Origin of the sequence: Streptomyces sp. DSM 15324, assembly GCF_001514285.1 — a bacterium.
Classification (GTDB): domain Bacteria; phylum Actinomycetota; class Actinomycetes; order Streptomycetales; family Streptomycetaceae; genus Streptomyces.
In genome coordinates this window covers 45,162-65,351 of record NZ_KQ949041.1, presented here as the reverse complement: position 1 = coordinate 65,351, position 20,190 = coordinate 45,162, and the positions used below count along the sequence as shown (strand labels likewise).

The window sequence follows — 20,190 nt, the reverse complement described above, 5'->3', positions numbered from 1 at the left end:
GGGTACGCCCGTGCTGCCTCAGGGGCAGCCAATGTGCCGCCGCAGCGGCCCGCACCCGGACCGCATCCGGGCAGGTGACGGATTCCTTCGGACGGCCCAGGAGGCGGGCCCCGCCCGCACGGCCCGAGGCCCCGCACCTCCCACCCGCCGCTCACCCGCCGGTGGTCACCGTCCGCTCCGCCGAGTACGCCCCCCACGTCCCGTCAGGCAGCCGCGCCCGCAGCCGCACCCGGTGCGTGACCCCCTTCTCCCGTCCCAGGTAGAAGCTGTACGCCGCCCTGCCGCGCGGGGGCGTCCCGCCCCACACCGGCGACGTGACCGTCGAGCCGTCGAGCCGGATCCCGTACTCCGTGACCACGCCGTCCGTCGGGGGTGCCACCCAGGGCAGGTCGAGGTAGTACGCCCCGTCGGCCGCGCGGTGGGCCGTGGCGCGGAAGCCGGAAGGCGCCGTACCCGCTGTCCCGCCGGCCCCGGCCGGCGTCGACACGCGGACGGCCGGGGCCGGCCGGGGACAGATGGTCTTCGGCGTCCCGGGCCCGGACGGTGAACGTGTACGCGGTGCCCGGCCGCAGCCCGGTGACGACGGTCGCCGTCTGGCCCCCGCCGACACTGTGGATCCGAGCACCGCCCTGGTAGACGTCGTACGACACCACCTTCCGGTCGTCCGTCGACGCGGACCAGGACAGCTGGACCGCGCGGCTCCCGGCGGGCCGGCCGGTGACCCGCCCCGGCCGGTCGGCGCCGAGGTGTCCGCCGCGGACGCCGCAGGGGTCGTCGCCCGCACCCGCCGGCTGGGCGGACTGAGCCGGCCCCGACCGTCGCGGGCCCGCACCGTGAAGACGTAGGAGGTGGCGGGCGCGAGCCGGACGACGTCCAGCATGTGCGCGGTGCCGGGTACGTCGGCGACCTTCGCCGCGCCCCGGTAGACCTCGTAGACGTCGACCGGCGGATCGGCGACGACCGCGTTCCCCATGACGTGCACACTCGTCGCGCTCCCGGCCCGCGCGGTCACCCCTGCCGGGGCGCCCGGGGGCCGCTCCCCCTCCCCGCCGCCGGCCGAGCACCCGCACGAGACGGCCAGCGCCAGCCCGCAGAGCATCACACGGCGCCCGGCTACCTCCCGTCACCGACGCCTACGTATGCTGATCCTTCTCCCGGCCCGAACTCTCCTTCAGCGAGCCAGAGTTCCGGCCGGTGGCGCGGACCGCTGTCGTCGCTGATCCCGCGCCGGCGCAGCGGGCCGGGGGGCCGGAGCCGAGAGGCCGACCGGCCCCCCGCCCCTGTCGGGCCGTCAGAAGGGTGCACCGTACGGCCCCCTCGGAATGGCCCCCGCGGGCCGCTCCCACCAGATTGGGCTGAGTGTCCGTCACCGTCCCACGAGAGGGTCCCCCAACGTGCGCGCCCAGTCGCTGACCCTGGCCGCGGCCGGCCTCGTCCTGCTGGCCCCGACCACCGGCTCCGTCGCCGCCCGCCACGACCGGGGCAGCCCGGGTGCACCCGGGATACGCCAGGAGGGCGCCGTCCGCGCCGCCGACCTGCTGGCCCGGGTACGCGACTGCGCCGCCGTGTCCCGGGGCCGCTACCGCACGGACGACGGGATGCCCGCCACCGTGCCGGTCTGCGGCACCCGCGAGGCGGTGTTCTGGACGGCCGACATGGACATCGACTGCGACGGACGTCCAGGAGCGCACTGCAACAGCGGGACCGACCCGCTGTTCTCCGACACCACCGCGTACACCCAGTCCGACGGCCGCTACCTCAGCGCCGAGACCCTGCCGTACATCGTGGTGCCCCAGGCGAGCGACCGGTGGAACCCCCGCGATCACGGGGTGCGCGGAGGCGCGGTGGCGGCGGTCGTCTACCGCGACCGGGTCCAGTACGCGGTCGTCGGCGACGTGGGCCCGCCCGACATCATCGGCGAGGCGTCCTACGCCACCGCCGCGGCCCTGGGCATCCGCCCCGACCCGCACGGCGGCGGCACCCCCTCCGGAGTCACCTACATCGTCTTCCGGGACTCCCGCGCCACCCCGATCGAGAGCCACGAGTCCGCCGTGGTGACCGGTGAACGGCTGGCGCGTTCGTTCGTCGGGGCCGCCGGCCGGGCGGCCCCGGGGCCGGGGGCGGCTCAGGCCCGGCCCCCGGATGCCCCGGCGGGCGAAGGTCCGACGGCCCGTGAGGACCGACGGCCCGAGGCCGGCCCGGACACCCGGACGGCGCGGGACGACCAGGGTGCCGAGGGGGCCGAGGACCCCGACGCGGTCCCGGAGGCCACCGAGGCCGGGCCGGACGAGGAGACGGGAGAGGACGCCGGAGAGGACACCGGAGACGACACGGGGGAGGGGTAGTGGGGCGGGCGCGGCGGCCTGCTCCTCCGCCTCGGCGAGCCGGCCCACGGTGACGTGACGAAGTGGCTGTCCCGCGGCCGGCGATGTTGGACGCGGCCCTGCGTGCCGCCGTGGAGCGGCACGCCCGGCTCGCCGCCGGCACCGTCCCGGACGCGGCGGTGGCCCGGACCGAGCCGTCCCGGGGCGTCCGCGCCGCCCGCACCGTCGTAGGAGAGGCACTGAGGTGAGCGGTCGCGCAGCCGCCGAGCTGCGAGCGGTCGGACGGCGAGGCGGCGCCCCCGGCCGGGGGCGCGGCCGCGTCACTCCTTGCGGTAGGCGTACGCCTCGGAGGCCGCCGCCGTGACCGCGTCGAGGTCGGCTCCCGTCGCCGCCGTGACCACCGCGGCCACCGCGCCCTCGACGAACGGGGCGTCCACCAGGCGGGCGGAGGCCGGGAGTTCGTCCCCCTCGGCGAGCAGCGCCTTGACCGTGAGCACGGCGCTGCCCAGGTCGGTGAGGAGGGCGACACCGGCGCCCCGGTCGACGGAGGCGGCCGCGGCGGCCACCAGCTCCGCGCTCGTGCCCAGCCCGCCGCCCTCGGTACCGCCCGCCGCCGCGACGGGGACGGTCGCGCCGCCGCCCGCGAGGCCCTTCGCCAGCTCGGCCACGGCGTTCGCCACCGCCGCGCTGTGTGAGACCAGCACGATCCCGACCAGCTTCTCGTCGCTCACCGTCGCCTCACTTCCGTTCACTTCCCGTCGGCCTCGGCGAGCGCCGCGATCAGCAGGGCGGACGAGGTGGCCCCCGGGTCCTGGTGCCCGATGCTGCGCTCCCCGAGGTAGCTGGCCCGTCCCTTGCGGGCCTGGAGGGGGGTCGTCGCCTCGGCGCCCCGCTCGGCGGCGGTGCCGGCGGCGCCGAACCCGTCCCCGAGGGCGGCGACCGCCGGCACCAGGGCGTCGATCATCGTCTTGTCGCCCGGGGCGGCGCCCCCGAGCTGCATCACGGCGTCCACACCCGCCCGCAGCGCGTCGGCGAGCTCGGCCTCGCTCACCTCGGCCGCGTCCCCGAGCGCCTTGCCGGTCCGGCGCAGCAGGGTGCCGTACAGCGGGCCCGACGCGCCCCCGACGGTGGAGATGAGCTGCCGTCCTGCGAGGACGAGGACAGCGCCCGGCGTGTCCGGCTCCTCCTTCGCCAGCGCGGCGGTCACCGCGGTGAACCCGCGCTGGAGGTTGCTGCCGTGGTCGGCGTCCCCGATGGGGGAGTCGAGAGCGGTGAGCCGTTCCGCCTCGCGGTGGACGGACGCGGCGGTCGCCGTCATCCAACGGCGGAAGAAGTCGGCGTCGAGCACAGGATCTCCCCTCACATGCCCCAGCGCAGGCCCGGTGTGCTCACCGGCGCGTCCCACAGGCGCAGCAGTTCCTCGTCGATCTGGCAGACCGTCACCGAGGCGCCGGCCATGTCGAGGGAGGTCACGTAGTTGCCGACGAGTGTCCGGGCGACGGCCACCCCGCGCTGGGTCAGCGCCCGCTGCACCTCCGCGTTGAAGCCGTACAGTTCCAGCAGCGGAGTGGCACCCATGCCGTTGACCAGTACGAGGACGGGGTTGCGCGGGGGCATGTCGTCCAGGAGGGCCTGGACGGCGAAGTCGGCGATCTCCCCGGACGTCATCATCGCCCGCCGCTCCCGGCCCGGTTCGCCGTGGATGCCGATGCCCAGCTCCAACTCGCCGGCCGGCAGGTCGAAGGTCGGGCTGCCCTTGGCGGGCGTGGTGCACGCGCTGAGCGCGACACCGAAACTGCGGGAGTTCTCGTTCACCTGGCGGGCGATGGACTCGACCCGCTCCAGCGGCTGTCCCTCGTCGGCGGCGGCCCCCGCGATCTTCTCCACGAACAGCGTCGCGCCGGTACCGCGGCGCCCCGCCGTGTACAGACTGTCGGTGACGGCCACGTCGTCGTTTACCAGCACCTTGGCGATCTGGATGCCCTCGTCCTCGGCGAGCTCGGCCGCCATGTCGAAGTTGAGCACGTCGCCGGTGTAGTTCTTGACGATGAACAGCACGCCCGCGCCGCTGTTCACGGCGGCCGCCGCGCGCAGCATCTGGTCGGGCACCGGGGAGGTGAACACCTCCCCGGGACAGGCCGCGGAGAGCATGCCGGGTCCGACGAACCCCCCGTGCAACGGCTCGTGCCCGGACCCGCCGCCGGACACGAGTCCGACCTTCCCGGCCACCGGGGCGTCCCGCCGTACGACCACCCGGTTCTCCACGTCGACGGTCAGCTCGGGATGGGCGGCCGCCATCCCGCGCAGCGCGTCCGCGACCACGGTCTCCGGCACATTGATCAACATCTTCATGGGTACCTCCTACTGACACGAGCAGGTCTGGTCCTCCGAGGGAATTATCGACCTTGCGGCGGTGAAGGTCACGTGGGCGGCGGTCCGGGGGGCACGGGAGAGGTTCCGGTCGATCCGGAAAGCGCTTCCCCGTTGTCGTGTACAAGCAGGTACATTCTCCTGGTCGAGCGGGTGCCGTACGCGGCCTCGAGGCAGCCGTTCCCGCTCCTCCGGAGGAGCAGCCCCAGCAGCCCCAAGGAGCAGCCTCATGGACAAGGCCGTGCGCCGCCGCCGTAGGTCGCTCTTCCTGGCCTTCCTGATCGCGGGCATCACCATGTCCTCGTGGGTGACCCGCACGCCCGCGATCCGGGACCGGCTGGAGGTGTCCACGGCCCGGATGGGGCTGGTGCTGTTCGGGCTGTCGCTCGGCTCGATGGCCGGGATCAGCCTCTCGGGGCGGCTGGTGTCCCGGTTCGGGACCCGGCCCGTCATCGTCTGGGGGACCTGGCTGCTCATCGCGGGGATGGCCGTGATCTGCGCGGGCGCACTCGCCTCGTCGGTCGCCGGGGTCACCGCGGGCCTGTGTCTCTTCGGTGCCGGCCTGGGCGGCTCGGACGTGGCCGTGAACGTCGACGGCACCGACGTCGAGCGGATCAGTGGCAGGACCACCCTGCCGGCGCTGCACGGCTGCTTCAGCCTGGGCACGGTGTTCGGGGCCGCCGCCGGGATGGCGGCGACGGCGGCCGGGGTACCGGTGCACCGGCACCTCGCGGCGGTCGTCCTGCTCGCCGCGGGGCTGCTGCTGTACGCCGCGCGCGCCATCCCGGCGGGCACCGGCCGGGTCGTGCCCGAGGTACCGCGGGAGGGCGGCGTCGAGGGGCCGCACCCCGCGGTGTGGAAGGACGGCAGACTCCTCCTCATCGGCGCGATCGTGCTGGCCATGGCGTTGGCCGAGGGTTCGGCCAACGACTGGCTGCCGCTGCTGATGGTCGACGGACACGGCATGGACGCCACCGGGGGCTCCCTCGTCTACGCCGGGTTCGCCGCCGCGATGACGGTGGGCCGCTTCACCGGCACGTACGTCCTCGACCGCTTCGGCCGGACCACCGTGGTCCGCGCCAGCGCGGCGTCCGGCGCGCTCGGTCTGCTGATCGTCATCGTCTCCGACAGCCCGGTCCTCGCCGGAGCCGCCGTGCTGTTCTGGGGACTGGGCGCCTCGCTCGGCTTCCCCCTGGCGCTCTCCGCGGCCGGGGAGTCCGGTCCCGACGAGACGGCCCGGGTGAGTCTGGTGGCCGTCATCGGCTATGTCGCCTTCCTCGTCGGCCCGCCCGGCCTGGGCTTCCTCGGCGATCATCTCGGTCTGCGCCCGGCCATGCTCGTCGTCCTCGCCTGCGTCGTCTGCGCCGCCTTCCTGGCCCCGGCCGTCGACACGTCCGCACGCCGGACCGCGGACGCGGCGACCGGGACCGGACACCGGGAGACCCCGGAGCACACCGGCTCCTGACCGGCCGCGGGCGGGCCTGTGCCTTCAGGGAGGCGGCCGGCGGTCGGGCTGGGCGCGCCGAAGGCCTTGCAGCCGTACCTGGCGCCCCGGCCCGAAGGCCTCAGCCCGGAGGACGGACAGCGCTGGTTCTTCGGGACTCCCGCCGTGCCGCTGCCCGCGCGCCGCGTCGAGGAATTGCTCGCCGCGGCCACCCGCTGACCGGCCGGGCTCACTCCCCGAGGCGGAGGAGCACGACGGCGACGACCATGGTGGTCGGGACGGGCGGGCACCGCCGCGCCCGCCGCGCCCCCCGTACGACCGCAGCCGGGGGGCGAGCACGGGCACCTCCTCCCCGACACGGCAGACGTCCAAACGACCGCCCGTCGGCGTCGACCGCGTCTGTCACGAAGCGCCCCTCACTGCACCGCCGGAACCCCCTCGAACCGCTGTCCCGACCGAGCGAACCGCCCGCGGCGTATGGGCAGGAACATGGACAGTCAAGGGTCGATCGCACCGCTCCCGTCGCGGAGCCCCCACCCTGCGCTAAATTAGTAGGACGTCCTAGTATCTCGGGGTCGGCGTACCGTCGGCGTACCCCTGATCCGTCCGGGAAGGTCCCCATGAGCGAAGTGCACCGTCCCGTGCACCCCATCCGCCTGATCACCGCCTCGGCCCTGTTCGACGGGCACGACGCGTCCATCAACATCATGCGCCGGATCTTCCAGTCCCAGGGCGCGGAAGTGATCCACCTCGGCCACAACCGGTCGGTGCAGGAGGTCGTGGACGCGGCGCTGGAGGAGGACGCCCACGGGGTGGCGGTCTCGTCCTACCAGGGCGGGCATGTGGAGTATTTCGAATACCTGGTCGACTCGCTGCGCGCCCGGGGCGCCGAGCACATCAGGGTGGTGGGCGGCGGGGGCGGGGTCATCGTCCCGGAGGAGATCGCCCGGCTGCGCGGGAGCGGGGTGACCATCTTCTCCCCGGAGGACGGGCAACGGATGGGCCTGGCCGGGATGGTCAACTCGGTCGTCGCGGACTGCGACTTCGACCTGTGGGACGGCAAGCCGGCCGAGGTGTCCGCCGTCCTCGCGGGCGACCGGTTCGCGATCGCCCGCGCGATCACCGGCGCGGAGCTCGGCAAGCTGCCGGACGACTTCCTGGCCCAGGTGCGGGCCGCGGCGGCGGCCCGGACGGTGCCGGTGCTGGGCATCACGGGCACGGGCGGCTCCGGCAAGTCCTCGCTGACCGACGAGCTGGTGCGGCGCTTCCGGGTCGACCAGCAGGACAAGCTGCGGATCGCGGTGATCGCGGTCGACCCGACCCGCCGCCGGGGCGGTGGCGCCCTGCTCGGCGACCGCATCCGGATGAACTCCCTGGACGGCGCCCGGGTGTTCTTCCGCAGCCTGGCCACCCGGGGCAGCCGTGAGCTGCCCGAGCACCTGTCGGACGTGATCGACGTGGTGAAGGCGGCCGGCTTCGACCTGGTGGTCGTGGAGACGCCGGGCATCGGCCAGGGCGACGCGGCGATCGTGCCGTTCGTCGACACCTCGATGTACGTGATGACACCGGAGTTCGGCGCCGCCTCGCAGCTCGAGAAGATCGACATGCTCGACTTCGCCGACGTGGTGGCGATCAACAAGTTCGAGCGGCGGGGCGCGAAGGACGCGATGCGGGACGTGGGCCGTCAACTGGTCCGCAACCGGGAGGCGTTCGGCAAGAGGCCGGAGGACATGCCGGTCTACGGCACCTCCGCGGCCACCTTCAACGACGACGGCGTCACCGCGCTCTACCAGCATCTGCGGACCGCCCTCGGCGAACAGGGGCTGCCGCTGGTCCAGGGCGCGCTGGCCCCGGTCGACGTGCGTCACTCCTCCGGCATCCGGCAGGTGGTCCCGGCGGAGCGGGTGCGCTATCTCGCCGAGATCACCGACACCGTCCGCGCCTACCACGCCGAGACCGCCCGGCTGGCCGCGGCGGCCCGGCGGGTGCAGCGCCTCGACGCCGTGCGGGACGAACTCGCCGCGGCCGGTGCGGACGCCGCGAACGTCGCCTCCCTGCTCGACGGCGCCCGTCGCGAGCTCCCGCACGAGATCACCGAGCAGCTCGCGAACTGGCCCGCGGTCGTCGCCTCGTACTCCGGCGACGAGCAGGTGGTGAAGGTCCGCGACAAGGAGATCCGTACCAAGCTGACCCGTGAGTCCCTCTCGGGGAACAAGGTCCCCCGGGTCGCCCTGCCCCGCTTCGACGACCACGGTGAGCTGGTGCGGTTCTGGCGCGCGGAGAACCTGCCGGGCAGCTTCCCCTTCACCGCCGGCGTGTTCCCCTTCAAGCGCGACGGCGAGGACCCGGCCCGGATGTTCGCCGGCGAGGGCGACCCGTTCCGCACCAACCGCCGCTTCAAGCTGCTCTCCGAGGGGCAGCCCGCCACCCGCCTGTCCACCGCCTTCGACTCCGTCACCCTCTACGGCCGCGACCCCGACGAGCGCCCCGACATCTACGGCAAGGTCGGCACCTCCGGTGTCTCGGTGGCCACCCTCGACGACATGAAGGCGCTCTACGACGGCTTCGACCTGGTCGCCCCCACCACCTCGGTGTCGATGACGATCAACGGCCCCGCGCCGACGATCCTCGCCTTCTTCCTCAACACGGCGATCGACCAGCAGATCGAGCGGTTCCGCACCGCCGAGGGCCGCGAGCCGGGCGAGGAGGAGGCGGCCGAGCTGCGCGCCCGGGCCCTGGCGAACGTGCGCGGCACGGTGCAGGCGGACATCCTCAAGGAGGACCAGGGCCAGAACACCTGCCTGTTCTCGACGGAGTTCTCCCTGCGGATGATGGCCGACATCCAGGAGTGGTTCATCGCGCACAAGGTCCGCAACTTCTACTCCGTGTCGATCTCCGGCTACCACATCGCCGAGGCGGGCGCGAACCCGGTCAGCCAGCTCGCCTTCACCCTCGCCAACGGCTTCACCTACGTCGAGGCCTACCTCGCCCGGGGCATGCACATCGACGACTTCGCCCCCAACCTGTCCTTCTTCTTCTCCAACGGCATGGACCCCGAGTACTCGGTGCTCGGCCGGGTCGCCCGGCGGATCTGGGCGGTCGCCATGAAGGAGAAGTACGGCGCGAACGAGCGCTCCCAGAAGCTGAAGTACCACGTCCAGACGTCCGGACGCTCCCTGCACGCCCAGGAGATGGACTTCAACGACATCCGCACCACCCTCCAGGCGCTCATCGCGATCTACGACAACTGCAACAGCCTGCACACCAACGCCTACGACGAGGCCGTCACCACGCCCACCGAGGAATCCGTCCGCCGCGCCCTGGCCATCCAGCTGATCATCAACCGGGAGTGGGGCCTGGCGATGAACGAGAACCCCCTCCAGGGTTCCTTCGTCATCGACGAGCTCACCGACCTGGTGGAGGAGGCGGTGTTGCAGGAGTTCGAGCGGATCAACGAACGCGGCGGGGTGCTGGGTGCGATGGAGACCGGCTACCAGCGCGGCCGGATCCAGGACGAGTCGATGCTCTACGAGCAGCGCAAGCACGACGGCAGCCTGCCCCTCATCGGCGTCAACACCTTCCGCAACCCGCACGCCGACACCGCCGAACCCGCCACCGTCGAGCTGGCCCGGGCCACCGAGGACGAGAAGGTCTCCCAGCTCGCACGGGTCCGCGACTACCAGGCCGGACACCGCGACCAGGCGCACGCGGCCCTGGCCGCCCTGAAGGACGCGGCGGTGAACGACCGCAATGTCTTCGCGGTCCTCATGGACGCCGCCCGGGTCTGCTCCCTCCAGCAGATCACCGACGCGTTCTTCGAGGTGGGCGGCCAGTACCGCCGTAACGTCTGATCCGGTCCCGGACCCGCGCCCCGGGACCGGGGGGCGGGTCCGGCCGGCCCGGCGACCGAGGCGGTGCGGTACGCGGGTGAAGCGGTCGCCCGGGTGCTGCGCACGGATCTGGAGGCGGGCCCGGCCGCCGGACTGCGGGCCTTCCTCGGCCTGTGGCGCGGGGTCGTCGTCGAGAGCGACTTCCCGCGGGCTGCCCGGTGCTCGCCGTCTCCGTGGAGGAGCCGCCGGGCGAGGCGGCGGCGCCCGCCCTCGTGGCCGCCGCAGAGGCCGTCGCGACCTGGGAGTGGCGGCTCACCGACGCGCTGTGCGCGCACGGCGCCGCCCCCGATCAGGCCGTCGAACGCGCGGCCCTGGTGGTGCCCGCCGTCGAGGGGGCCACCACCATGTGCCGGGCCGGACGCGGCGTCCAGCCGCTGGACCGGGTCGTCAGCGAGGTCCCAGCCCGGAGTGCCCGCCCCGGTGACGCCCGTGATCGCCGTGCCGGCCCGTGCCGTGTCCGGTGTGCTTGCCGCTGCCGGGCGGGCAGTGCGGGTCCCCGTCCTCATCGTTGCCGGTCCCGGTCCCCGGCTCGGGGTCCGAGGTCTGCGAAGGCTCGGGCTGCGGGGTACCGGGAGAGGGGGTGGGGGGCGGCACGCTCTCCTTCGGGCCCTCGCCCTTGCCGTCGTCCGCCGGGGGCGACGCCGTCTCCTCCTGCGTCGGGGTGGCGGTGGGGGACGGCTTGCCGGTGCTCTTACCGTCCCCCGGCGCGGCGGGCCGCCGGCTGTAGGTCGGCGCCGGTGTCCCGGCGGGCGGGGGTGCGGTGGCGGCGCCCGGGGCGCCGGGGGCATCGGCCACGCGGACGGACGGCGCCCGCTCCGCGGCCGTGGCCTCGACCGGTGTGGCGGTCCGCACGGGAGGGACCGCCGGCGTCTGCGCCACGGGCAGCCGCCGTACGGGCGCCTCGGCGATCGGGGTGCGCGGGGCCGGTATCGGGGCGGACCTGCCCGGACCGATGACCAGGACGAACGCGGCGGCGCCCGCCACGACCGCGCCCGCCGCCACCGCGGCCTGCGCCTTCGAGCCGCCGACCGCCACCTGGCGCACGCCGTGCAGCAGACCGGCGCCGTGCCCGCCGGCCGCGGCCGCCGCGCCGGCGGACCCCGCGGTGAACGCCATGAGGAACTTGCCCGTGCCGCCCAGCGCGAACAGCAGCAGCGCCGGCGCGACGATCGCGGGCAGCCGGTCGTTGGCGCGCATCAGCGCGGCCAGCCGGGCGCGGCAGTCGTCGCACGCGTCCACATGGCCGAGCAGCCGTTCCCCCTGGCGCGGCGTCGCGGCGCCCCGGACGTAGGCGGGCATCCGGGCCCAGTGCACCTGGCACGCGGGTTCGTCCGGGGCGCCGGTCTGGGTGCGCAGGAAGGCCTGCCGCATGCCCTCGCGCGCGCGGTGGAGCAGGACGGCCGTCGCCCCCTCCTTGGTGCCGAGCTGCGGCCCGATCGCGGCCAGCGGCTGCCCCTCCGCCTCCGCCAGCCACAGGGCCTTGACCCAGCGCTCGGGCAACTGGCCCAGCACCCGCACCACCAGATCCACCTGCGAGACCTGCTCGGCCGGGTCGCCCTCGCGTGTGCCCGGCTCCGCCCGCTCGTCGGTGTGCGGGTCCCGTGGCGTCTCGCGCACCGCGGTCCCCGAGGCGATCGCGAGATGCCGCACCGTCGTCCTGAGGTACGCTGGCACGTTCTCGATCTCGTGCCCCTCGGCCAGTCGGCGCCACACCCGGAAGTGCGCCTCGGCGACGAGGTCCTCGGCGGTCCAGGCGTTCCGCGTCAGCGAGCGGGCGTAGGCGACGAGTCGCGGCTGCTGCTCCTCGTAGATCCGGGCGTACGCGGCGGTCGCGGAGGCTTGCGCGGGAACGGCAGTGGACCTGTCGGTCATGGAGGAACGCTCCAGTTGCCTGCTGGGGGCCGAAGGGTTTGTCAGCCTAGATGACAAAACTTTCAAGGAAAGTTGCGAAGGTTGAGTGATGTGGCGCACATCACGCCCGACCGTGTGCCTCCTGCGAGTGGCGGGACAGCGCGTCGATGACCACCGCCGCGAACAGCACCCCACCGGTGATCACGAACTGCACCGCGGGGGGAGTGTCCGTGATCGCCATGCCCGAGGAGATCGACTGGATGACGAGCATGCCGAGCACCGCCGACCAGGTCGTACCCCGCCCGCCGAACAGGCTGGTGCCGCCGATCACGGCCGCCGCGATGGCGTTCACCAGCAGCACGCCCGAGCCCGAACTCTGGCTCACCGACGTGATGCGCGAGGCGAGGAACAGCCCGCCGACCGCGGCCATCGTGCCGGAGATCGCGAACACGGCCGTCTGGACCCGGATCACGCTCAGGCTGGCGCGGCGGGCCGCCTCGATGCTGCCGCCCAGGGCGTACACCTGCCGCCCGTAGTGGGTGCGGCGCAGCAGGATGTCCAGGCCGGCCACCACCACGAGGAAGATCAGCAGGGCGAGCGGCAGCCCCTGGAAACGGTTGAGGAGATAGGCCGCGCCGAACGCGACCACCGCCGTGACCGCGGTGCGCAGGGCCACCGCCGCCGAGGAGCGGTGCGGCATCCCGACCGCCGTACGGCGTCTGCGGTCCAGGTCGGCACCGAGGAACACCGCCGCGGTGGCCACCGCCGCCACACCGTAGGCGACGGCGTCCTGGGTGAAGTAGTAGCTGGTCAACTTGGCGACCAGCCCGTTCTCGTCGAGGTTGACGGTGCCGCTGTCGCCGAGGACGGCGAGCATCAGGCCGTTCCAGGTGAGCAGCCCCGCGAGCGTGACGACGAACGCCGGCACCCGGGTCCGGGCGATGGAGAAGCCCTGGACGGTGCCCGTGACGGTGCCGGTGAGCACGCCGACGACGACGGCCAGCCACTCCGGGACCCCGTTGTTCACGTTCAGCACGGCGAAGACGGCCGCCGCCAGGCCGCTGATCGACCCCACGGACAGATCGAGTTCACCGAGCAGCAGGACGAAGACGATCCCGACCGCGATCAGGCCGGTCCCCACGATGTCCACGCTGAGGTTGGACAGATTGCGCGGGGACAGGTAATTCGGGTTGAGGGCCTGGAAGGTGATCCAGACGACGGCGAGCACGAGCACCACGGGCAGTGAGCCCAGCTCCCCCGCCCGCAGCTTGCGCTCCAGGAGCGCGAGCACCGCGCGCACGGCGCGGACCCCGCCGTCCACGGCCCGGGAGACGAGCCGCTCGCGCTCGGGCGGGCGGCCCTCGCCGTCGGCGGCGGCGTCGGCCGCGGTGCCGTCCGCCACCTTGCGCATGTCCTTCACCACCCCGACTCCCGCTGGGACGGCCGGCGGGGCACATTCTCCGTGGCGCCGGTGATGGACGCGATGATCTGCTCCTGGGAGGCGGTGTTCACGTCGAAGAAGCCGTTGTTGCGGCCGAGCCGCAGCACCGCGGCCCGGTCCGCCAGGGCCTTCACGTCCCCCATGCTGTGGCTGATCAGCAGGACGCCCAGCCCCCGGTCCCGCAGCCGGTCGATGAGGTCGAGGATCTCGGAGGTCTGCTCGAACCCGAGCGCCGCGGTCGGCTCGTCCAGCAGCAGCACGCGGGGATCGCCGAGGAGCGAGCGGGCGATGGCGACCGTCTGCCGCTGACCGCTGGAGAGCGAGGCGACCGGCCCGCGCAGATCGGGGACCCGCCGGGTCAGGCGCTCCAGCAGCTCCCGGGTGCGGCGCTCCATCTCCATCTCGTCCAGGAACCCGTACCGGCGGATCTCCCGCCCGAGGAAGAGATTCCCGACGACGTCGAGGTTCCCGCACAGCGCGAGGTCCTGGTAGACGGTGGCGATGCCGAGGTCCCGCGCGTCGTGCGGGCGTCTGATGTGGACCGACCGGCCCTCCCACTCGATGACGCCCTTCTCCGCGGGCGCCACCCCGGAGATCACCTTCACCAGGGTGGACTTGCCGGCCCCGTTGTCCCCCAGGAGGGCGACGACCTGACCGGGGTGGATCTCCAGCTCGATGTCCGTCAGGACGTCGACCACGCCGAAGCGCTTGCACACCCCGCGCAGCGCCAGCAAGGGGGCGTCGGGCACGGCAACCAACTCCTTCCCCGGACCCGGACCAGGCCCAAGTCGCGCGATGCGGCCCGTCGGATCCGGCCCGTCAGATCAGCCCCGCCTCCTCACAGGCGGGCCGGAGCTGGGGGGTGCAGATCTGCTGGGCCGTGTGCAGGCCTTCCTTCACCACGGTGTCCTTGATGGTGTCGGCGGTCACGGCCACCGGCTTGAGCAGCACGGCCGGGACCCGGGCGCCGCCCCGCGGGGTCACCTCGCTCGTCGCGACCCGGTCCAGGCCCTCGCGGCGGGCCGCGGCCACGGCCATCGCCCCGCCGGCCGCGGCCTCCGGACCGAAGGGTTTGAACACCGTCATGTCCTGCTCGCCGGCGACGATCCGCCGCAGCGCTCCCAGTTCGGCGTCCTGACCGGTGACCGGGGGCAGCGGGGCGACCTTGTTCGCCTTCAGTGCCGAGATGCTGCCGCCCGCCAGTCCGTCGTTGGCCGCGTAGACGCCGTCGATGTTGTCGGCCCCGAGGGCCGCGATGGCCGCGGACATGTTCATGTGCGCGGTCTCCGCCCGCCACTGGAGGGTGTCGTACGCCTTGCCGATCTTCACCTTCCCGCGCAGTACGGACAGCGCCCCCTCCTTGAACAGGGCGCTGTTCGGGTCGGCTGGATCACCGTTCATCATGACGATCTGCGGCCGCGCAGCCCCGTCGCCCATCGCCTTGAGCAGCGCCCGGCCCTGGAGCCGGCCCACCTCCCTGCCGTCGAAGGAGACGTACCCCGAGATCGGCCCCTGGGCCAGCCGGTCGTAGGCGATCACGGGGATGTCCGCCGCGTGGGCCTCCGCGACCGACGAGGCGAGCGATTTGCCGTCCACGGCCACCAGCACGATGGCGTCCACCCCCTTGGTGATCATCGAGTCCATCTGTTCCTGCTGGTTGGCCACCTCGCCCCTGGCGTTGGCGTGCTCGATCACGCAGGTGTCGCACAGTTCCCTGATCTTCTTCTCCAGCAGCGGCCGGTCCTGCGCCTCCCAGCGCGCGGTCGTGGCGTCCGGCATCAGCAGAGCGATGCTCGGCGCGGTTCCCCCGGCGGGGTCGTTCCCGGCGTCCGCCCCGCAGGCCGCGAGGACGACGGCCGCCGAGACCGCGGTCACGGCGGCCGTCGTGTCCCGTATGCAGGCCTTCATGAGTGGTACCTGGTGTCGACGACGATGGTGTCGATCGATGGCGATCGACGAGAAACTTCAGCAGATATGTCTGGTTGGTTCGTATATGCGATTCTGGTGGGTGGGTGCGCCGTTCTCAACCTGTCGGCGCCCGCCGCGGGGACGGGAGGTACGTTGCGGACATGCCTCGACCGGGCCCTGATCTTGGCCGGAGCGACACAGGCGGCGGTCTACGTTCCCGGGGCCGGGAACGAAGAGCTTCGGCTGGTGGACTCGGCGGGAGGGACCCCTTCCCAGCCGGAGCCCCCGGTCCGGCTTCCCCTGCCCGGTGACTCGCCCGCCGCCCGCGCCTTCCTCACCGACCGCCCGCTGTGGCTGAGCACGGACCCCTCGCAGGGTGTGCTGCCCCTCGACGTGGAGGGCCGGCGGCTCGGGTGCCTGGTCGTCACGGGCGCCTCGGCCGACGGCTTCGAGGCCGACCAGCGCCGCTTCCTGGAGCGCTACGCCGACGCCGTCGCCGGTCTCCTCCAGCCCGTGACAGGCCCGACCGAGCCGTCCTCGCTGCTGGACCCCGCCCTGCGCAGCCTGCGCGTCGGCTCCTTCGTCCTGGTCCCGGACACCGGTCTGATCGAGGCCGACGACACCCTCCTCGACCTCGTCGGCATCTCCGCGGACGACTTCGACGGAAAGGCCGACACCCTCCTCGCCCACGCCCTGCCGGAGGACATGCACGCCCTGATGTCGGTCCTGGAGCCGTCCCCCCAGGCCTCCGGCCGGCGCGAACTGGAGTTCCGGGTCCGCGGGCCCACGGGCGAGATGCGCTGGCTCAGCCTGATCTGCCGCGCCGAACCGGCCACCGCCGACCGGCCGGAACAGGTCCTGGGCGTGGTGACCGCCACCCCGGTGCTGCGCCGCAGCGCCGACGACGTCTCCCGGATCCAGTGGCTGACCGCCGCCCTCGACGACGCCGTGACGGTCCGTGACGTCGGCCGCGTGGTGGTGTCCGCGCTGCGCGAGCCGCTGGGCGCCGACCGGGTCGCCCTCGCCGCCCTCCAGGACGACCGGCTGATGGTCACCGTCCTCGACCCGCCGCAGCCCGCCGCCTGGCCGGACGCCTGGCGGGCCGAATGGCGCACGGAATGGCCCGACGCGCCCGTCCGCTCCCTGCCGACCCTGCAGGCCGCCCTCGGCGACGGCCGGATGGACCTGTGGCCCGCGGGCACCCCCCTGGAACCCGGCCTCGCCGGCGTCGGGCCGGGCGGGCTCGCCGTCCTGCCGCTGCCCGCCAAGGGCCGGGTCGCCGGCGTGTGCCTGGTCGGCTGGGACCTTCCGCACGACTTCGTCCCCGAGGAACGCTCGCTGCTCACCGCCACCGCGGCCCTCGTCGGCCAGGCGCTCCAGCGCGCCCACGCCCACGACGCGGAGCAGGAGCTCGCGACCATGCTCCAGCGCAGCCTGCTGCCGCGCCGGCTGCCCGATCTGCCCGGCGGGATCGCCGTCGCCCGCTATCTGCCCGCCCGGCGGGGACTCCAGGTCGGCGGCGACTGGTACGACGTCATCGCCCTGTCCGAGGACCGCGTCGCCCTCGTCATCGGCGACGTCCAGGGACACAGCGCGGGAGCCGCCACGATCATGGGCCAGATGCGCACCGCCGTCCGGGCGTACGCCATGGAGGGCCACCCGCCCGACGTCGTCGTCTCGCACGCCAACCGGCTCCTCGTCGGCATGGAGACCGACCTCTTCGCCACCTGCTGCTACGCCGAACTCGACATGGAGGAGGGCAACACCCTCTTCGTCCGCGCCGGACACCTCGCCCCGCTGGTCCGCCACCCCGACGGCGGCACCGAGGAGGTGGAGGTCGCGGGCGGGCCGCCGCTCGGCATCCTCGCCGAGGCGGAGTTCCCCATGACCTCCGTCGCCCTGGCCCCCGGCACCGTGCTCGCCCTCGTCACCGACGGCCTGGTGGAGGCCGCCGACCTGCCCCTCGACGAGGGCATGCGCCGCATCCGCACCGCGCTCGCCGCGGCCGACCCCGCCGATCCGGGCGCCATGGCCGACGAACTGCTCGGCGACGCGGGCCGCCGCGAGGACGACGTGGCGCTGCTGCTCCTGCGCTACGACGGCATGGAGACCCGCCCCATCCGGGCCGGCTGGATGGTGTGGCGGCTGCCCGACGCCGTCATGCACGCCCGCCGCTTCACCGCGCGCACCCTGCGCCGGTGGAAGGTCGCCGAAGCCGACGCGGTCCTGCTGGTCGTCTCCGAACTGGTCACCAACGCGCTGGTGCACACCACCGGCCCGGTCCGGCTCGACCTGGTGCTGCGCGGCGACCGGGTCAGGGTCGGCGTGAGCGACGCCTCGCCCCGCGCGCCCGCCAAACCGGTGATCGTGGACTGGGAGTCCACCGGCGGACGCGGCCTGATGCTGGTCGAGGCGATGTCGGAGTCCTCCGGCTCGGTCCCGGTGGCCGGCGGCAAACAGGTGTGGAGCGAGATCGTCGTGCCGGACGGAGAAACGGACGGAGAAGCGGAGGGAGAAGCGGTCCGGGAAACGGTCGGAGAAACGGTCCGGGAAACAGTCGGAGAAACGGGCAGCGGGCACGACGGCCGGACCGGACGGGACCCGGGCGCCGGGGCGGAAGCCGGTGACGTGCGATGAGACGGCGCGGCCGGGCGGTCACCGCGGCGGTCGCCGCCGCCCTCCTCGCGCTGCCCGCCGCCGCCTGCGGCGGCGACACCGGAACCCGCTCCGACGCCTTCACCGTCGGCCTGCTCCTGCCCAGCCGGTCCGTCCCCCGGTGGGAGCACTCCGACCGGCCGCAGATCGAGGCGGAGGTCAAGAAGCTCTGCCCCCGGTGCACCGTCGAGTACGCCAACGCCGAGAACGACGCGGTCCGGCAGCAGCAACAGATGACCTCCATGATCACCAAGGGGGCCGCGGTGGTGATCCTCGATGCCGCCGACACCCGCGCGCTGCGCTCCTCGATCCAGGAGGCGCGCAGGTCGGGCGTCCCCGTCGTCGCCTACGACCGGCTCGCGGAGGGCCCCATCTCCGGCTTCGTCAGTTTCGACGCCCTCCAGGTCGGCCGGCTCCAGGGCCAGGGGCTGCTGGACGGCATGGAGAAGCGGGCCGACGGCCGGACCGTCGTGATGATGAACGGCGACCCGTCCAGCACCAACGCCGTCTGGTACCGCAAGGGCGCGCTCTCCGTCATCCAGGACCGGGTGCGCATCGCCAGGTCGTACGAGACCCAGGACTGGAGCAACCAGGCCGCGCACGCCAACATGTCCGCCGCCATCGCCGCCCTCGGCCCGTACGCGATCGACGGCGTCCTGGCGGCAAACGACACCATCGCCGCCGGTGTCATCTCCGCCCTCAAGAGCGCCGGCGTCCACCGGCTGCCGCCCGTCACCGGCCAGGACGCCGACCTCGACGCCGTACGCCGCATCCTCAAGGGCGAGCAGTACATGACCGTCTACAAGCCGTTCCACGAGGAGGCCGCAGAGGCCGCCGGCATGGCCGTCGCGCTGGGCCGCGGCGAGGACGCGCGCGACCACGCGCCGACCACCGTGGACAGCCCCACCAACCGCGACATCCCGGCCGTCCTGCTGACCCCCCGGTCGGTGAAGGCCGCCGACATCCGGGGGACCCTGGTCAAGGACGGCGTCTACACCGTCGAGCGGATCTGCGCCCCACCGGTGCGGGCCGCCTGCGAGCGGGTCGGGCTCAGCCCGTGACGGACGCCCCGGTCAGCAGCTGGTAGAGACCGCCTTCGGTGCCGAAGACGATCCCGCGGCTGTCTCTCCCCGTCTGCGCCCGTGCGCACCGCCCGGTCTCCCGCGTGCGGCAGCCGGGTTCATGCCCTGGGCCACGCGGGGGAACGCCCGGCCGCGACTGCCGCCGCCGTCACCGGCCCGCCGCGATGTTCGTCAGGCGCCGCACCCCGGCGCCTGTCGCGCTCCCGCAAGGAGCCACCCCCATGCTCCCCCCAGGAGAGGCCCATGTTCCGACTTCCCCGGCCGGCGGGCGTCACCGCGGTGACCCTCGCCCTCGGTCTGCTCGTGATGACTCCCGCGGCGGGCGGCGAACCGAGCGTGTCCGACCCGCGCGTCATCGCCCACTTCGACTTCGCGAAGGGGCAGACGCCGGAGAATATCGCCCTCGCACCCGACGGCTCCGCCGACCTGACCTTCTTCTTCGCCCGGAAGATCGTCAACGTCACCCGCACGGGCGTCACCCGGACCCTCGCCACCCTGCCCGCCGTGGCGGACCCCGAGACCCCCCTCGTCACGGCCGCCGTCGTCACCGGCATCGCCCGCGCCGCCGACGGCACCCTCTACGTCAACTACGCCACCGGCACCCGCAGGACCGGCATCTGGCGCCTGGCCCGCGACGGCGGCGCCCCGCGGCAGATCGCCGAACTGCCCGCCGACGGCTTCCCCAACGGCCTGGCCCTCGACGAGCGCCGGGGCGTGCTCTACGCCGCCGACTCCGTGCTCGGCACCGTCTGGCGCGTCCCGGTCGGCGGCGGCCCCCGCACGGCCTGGGCCACGGGAGCCGCGCTCGCGCCGGGGACCGGAGCCGACGCCTCCGGCTTCGGTGCCAACGGACTGCGCTTCCACCACGGCGCCGTCTGGGTGTCCAACAGCGACGCCGGCACCCTCCTGCGCATCCCCGTCCGCGAGGACGGCTCCGCCGGACCCGTGCGCACCCGGGCCACCGGCCTGGCCGGCATCGACGACTTCGGCTTCGTCGACCGGCACCGCGACACCGTCCTCGCCGCGCTGCTCGGCAGCAGCGAGGTGCTCCGCGTCGCCCCCGACGGCGGCCGCTCCGTCGTCCTCACCGCCGCCGACGGCCTGTCCAACCCGACCGCCGTGGCCGTCCGCGGCCGAAGCGCCTACGTGACCAGCGCGTCCTACGTCGAACAGGACGACCCGAACCTCCTCCTCGCCCGCGTCCACCAGCGCGACCGCGGCTGAC

At 73.8% G+C, this 20,190-nt stretch carries 14 protein-coding genes and 3 pseudogenes; 9 read left to right on the top strand and 8 right to left on the bottom strand.

What is annotated here, in order from left to right:
- Nucleotides 1–151 precede the first annotated feature (151 nt).
- A pseudogene (locus AQJ58_RS38550) lies at nucleotides 152–1,099 on the bottom strand (fibronectin type III domain-containing protein).
- Nucleotides 1,100–1,394: 295 nt separating this feature from the next.
- Between AQJ58_RS38550 and AQJ58_RS38545 the strand changes: the two are divergent.
- Together AQJ58_RS38545 and AQJ58_RS43655 are read left to right on the top strand one after the other, a co-directional pair.
- Nucleotides 1,395–2,096 (top strand): annotated as a pseudogene (locus AQJ58_RS38545) (glycoside hydrolase family 75 protein); the annotation flags it as partial.
- Nucleotides 2,097–2,407: 311 nt separating this feature from the next.
- On the top strand, nucleotides 2,408–2,572 hold the full coding sequence (locus AQJ58_RS43655; RefSeq protein WP_159056397.1) for a hypothetical protein: 165 nt from the start codon (nucleotides 2,408–2,410) through the stop codon (nucleotides 2,570–2,572).
- Between the two features lie 72 nt (nucleotides 2,573–2,644).
- Here AQJ58_RS43655 and AQJ58_RS38540 read toward each other — a convergent pair whose 3' ends face one another.
- The 3 genes from AQJ58_RS38540 to dhaK are packed head-to-tail and all read right to left on the bottom strand — an operon-like array spanning nucleotide 2,645 to nucleotide 4,676.
- Nucleotides 2,645–3,055, bottom strand: a complete 411-nt coding sequence (locus tag AQJ58_RS38540; protein WP_067259175.1) for a PTS-dependent dihydroxyacetone kinase phosphotransferase subunit DhaM — start codon at nucleotides 3,053–3,055, stop codon at nucleotides 2,645–2,647.
- Between the two features lie 17 nt (nucleotides 3,056–3,072).
- The gene (gene dhaL, locus AQJ58_RS38535) at nucleotides 3,073–3,672 is read right to left on the bottom strand and encodes a dihydroxyacetone kinase subunit DhaL (protein WP_067259077.1); all 600 of its coding nucleotides are present in this window, start codon (nucleotides 3,670–3,672) and stop codon (nucleotides 3,073–3,075) included.
- Between the two features lie 11 nt (nucleotides 3,673–3,683).
- Nucleotides 3,684–4,676 (bottom strand): dihydroxyacetone kinase subunit DhaK, encoded by a 993-nt coding sequence (gene dhaK, locus AQJ58_RS38530; RefSeq protein ID WP_067259075.1) that lies wholly within the window; start codon nucleotides 4,674–4,676, stop codon nucleotides 3,684–3,686.
- 247 nt (nucleotides 4,677–4,923) lie between these two features.
- Here dhaK and AQJ58_RS38525 point away from each other — a divergent pair, with 247 nt between their 5' ends.
- From AQJ58_RS38525 to AQJ58_RS46090, 4 genes and pseudogenes are all read left to right on the top strand, one after another.
- Nucleotides 4,924–6,159 (top strand): MFS transporter, encoded by a 1,236-nt coding sequence (locus tag AQJ58_RS38525; RefSeq protein ID WP_067259074.1) that lies wholly within the window; start codon nucleotides 4,924–4,926, stop codon nucleotides 6,157–6,159.
- A 66-nt stretch (nucleotides 6,160–6,225) separates the two neighbouring features.
- The gene (locus AQJ58_RS45580; protein WP_267892128.1) at nucleotides 6,226–6,357 is read left to right on the top strand and encodes a hypothetical protein; all 132 of its coding nucleotides are present in this window, start codon (nucleotides 6,226–6,228) and stop codon (nucleotides 6,355–6,357) included.
- Between the two features lie 401 nt (nucleotides 6,358–6,758).
- Complete coding sequence (gene icmF, locus AQJ58_RS38520) at nucleotides 6,759–9,989, top strand: fused isobutyryl-CoA mutase/GTPase IcmF (RefSeq protein ID WP_067259072.1); 3,231 nt, start codon at nucleotides 6,759–6,761, stop codon at nucleotides 9,987–9,989.
- A gap of 152 nt (nucleotides 9,990–10,141) precedes the next feature.
- Nucleotides 10,142–10,357 (top strand): annotated as a pseudogene (locus AQJ58_RS46090) (hypothetical protein); the annotation flags it as partial.
- 58 nt (nucleotides 10,358–10,415) lie between these two features.
- Here the strand turns inward: AQJ58_RS46090 and AQJ58_RS38515 are convergent.
- The 4 genes from AQJ58_RS38515 to AQJ58_RS38500 form a co-directional block, all read right to left on the bottom strand.
- Nucleotides 10,416–11,900 (bottom strand): sigma-70 family RNA polymerase sigma factor, encoded by a 1,485-nt coding sequence (locus tag AQJ58_RS38515; protein WP_067259070.1) that lies wholly within the window; start codon nucleotides 11,898–11,900, stop codon nucleotides 10,416–10,418.
- 100 nt (nucleotides 11,901–12,000) lie between these two features.
- The gene (locus tag AQJ58_RS38510; protein ID WP_079079499.1) at nucleotides 12,001–13,290 is read right to left on the bottom strand and encodes a sugar ABC transporter permease; all 1,290 of its coding nucleotides are present in this window, start codon (nucleotides 13,288–13,290) and stop codon (nucleotides 12,001–12,003) included.
- Between the two features lie 5 nt (nucleotides 13,291–13,295).
- On the bottom strand, nucleotides 13,296–14,069 hold the full coding sequence (locus tag AQJ58_RS38505) for an ATP-binding cassette domain-containing protein (protein WP_067259068.1): 774 nt from the start codon (nucleotides 14,067–14,069) through the stop codon (nucleotides 13,296–13,298).
- A 70-nt stretch (nucleotides 14,070–14,139) separates the two neighbouring features.
- Nucleotides 14,140–15,228, bottom strand: coding sequence for a sugar ABC transporter substrate-binding protein (locus tag AQJ58_RS38500; protein ID WP_067259065.1), 1,089 nt, complete (start codon nucleotides 15,226–15,228; stop codon nucleotides 14,140–14,142).
- Between the two features lie 153 nt (nucleotides 15,229–15,381).
- Here AQJ58_RS38500 and AQJ58_RS38495 point away from each other — a divergent pair, with 153 nt between their 5' ends.
- The 3 genes from AQJ58_RS38495 to AQJ58_RS38485 all read left to right on the top strand — a co-directional run bounded on the left by AQJ58_RS38495 (nucleotide 15,382) and on the right by AQJ58_RS38485 (nucleotide 20,189).
- Nucleotides 15,382–17,865 carry a SpoIIE family protein phosphatase gene (locus AQJ58_RS38495; RefSeq protein WP_234360443.1) on the top strand — a complete coding sequence of 828 codons (2,484 nt, stop codon included), beginning with the start codon at nucleotides 15,382–15,384 and terminating at the stop codon, nucleotides 17,863–17,865.
- Nucleotides 17,862–18,944, top strand: a complete 1,083-nt coding sequence (locus tag AQJ58_RS38490; RefSeq protein WP_067259063.1) for a substrate-binding domain-containing protein — start codon at nucleotides 17,862–17,864, stop codon at nucleotides 18,942–18,944. The genes AQJ58_RS38495 and AQJ58_RS38490 overlap by 4 nt, the downstream gene beginning before the upstream one ends.
- Nucleotides 18,945–19,208: 264 nt before the next feature.
- Complete coding sequence (locus AQJ58_RS38485; RefSeq protein WP_067259061.1) at nucleotides 19,209–20,189, top strand: SMP-30/gluconolactonase/LRE family protein; 981 nt, start codon at nucleotides 19,209–19,211, stop codon at nucleotides 20,187–20,189.
- Nucleotide 20,190 lies beyond the last annotated feature (1 nt).

What these genes read in the sequence shown, in the direction of transcription:
- dhaK (WP_067259075.1), bottom strand. Translation starts at nt 4,676, where the DNA reads ATGAAGATGTTGATCAATGTGCCGGAGACCGTGGTCGCGGACGCGCTG.
- AQJ58_RS38525 (WP_067259074.1), top strand. Translation starts at nt 4,924, where the DNA reads ATGGACAAGGCCGTGCGCCGCCGCCGTAGGTCGCTCTTCCTGGCCTTC.
- icmF (WP_067259072.1), top strand. Translation starts at nt 6,759, where the DNA reads ATGAGCGAAGTGCACCGTCCCGTGCACCCCATCCGCCTGATCACCGCC.
- AQJ58_RS38515 (WP_067259070.1), bottom strand. Translation starts at nt 11,900, where the DNA reads ATGACCGACAGGTCCACTGCCGTTCCCGCGCAAGCCTCCGCGACCGCC.
- AQJ58_RS38510 (WP_079079499.1), bottom strand. Translation starts at nt 13,290, where the DNA reads ATGCGCAAGGTGGCGGACGGCACCGCGGCCGACGCCGCCGCCGACGGC.
- AQJ58_RS38500 (WP_067259065.1), bottom strand. Translation starts at nt 15,228, where the DNA reads ATGAAGGCCTGCATACGGGACACGACGGCCGCCGTGACCGCGGTCTCG.
- AQJ58_RS38490 (WP_067259063.1), top strand. Translation starts at nt 17,862, where the DNA reads ATGAGACGGCGCGGCCGGGCGGTCACCGCGGCGGTCGCCGCCGCCCTC.
- AQJ58_RS38485 (WP_067259061.1), top strand. Translation starts at nt 19,209, where the DNA reads ATGTTCCGACTTCCCCGGCCGGCGGGCGTCACCGCGGTGACCCTCGCC.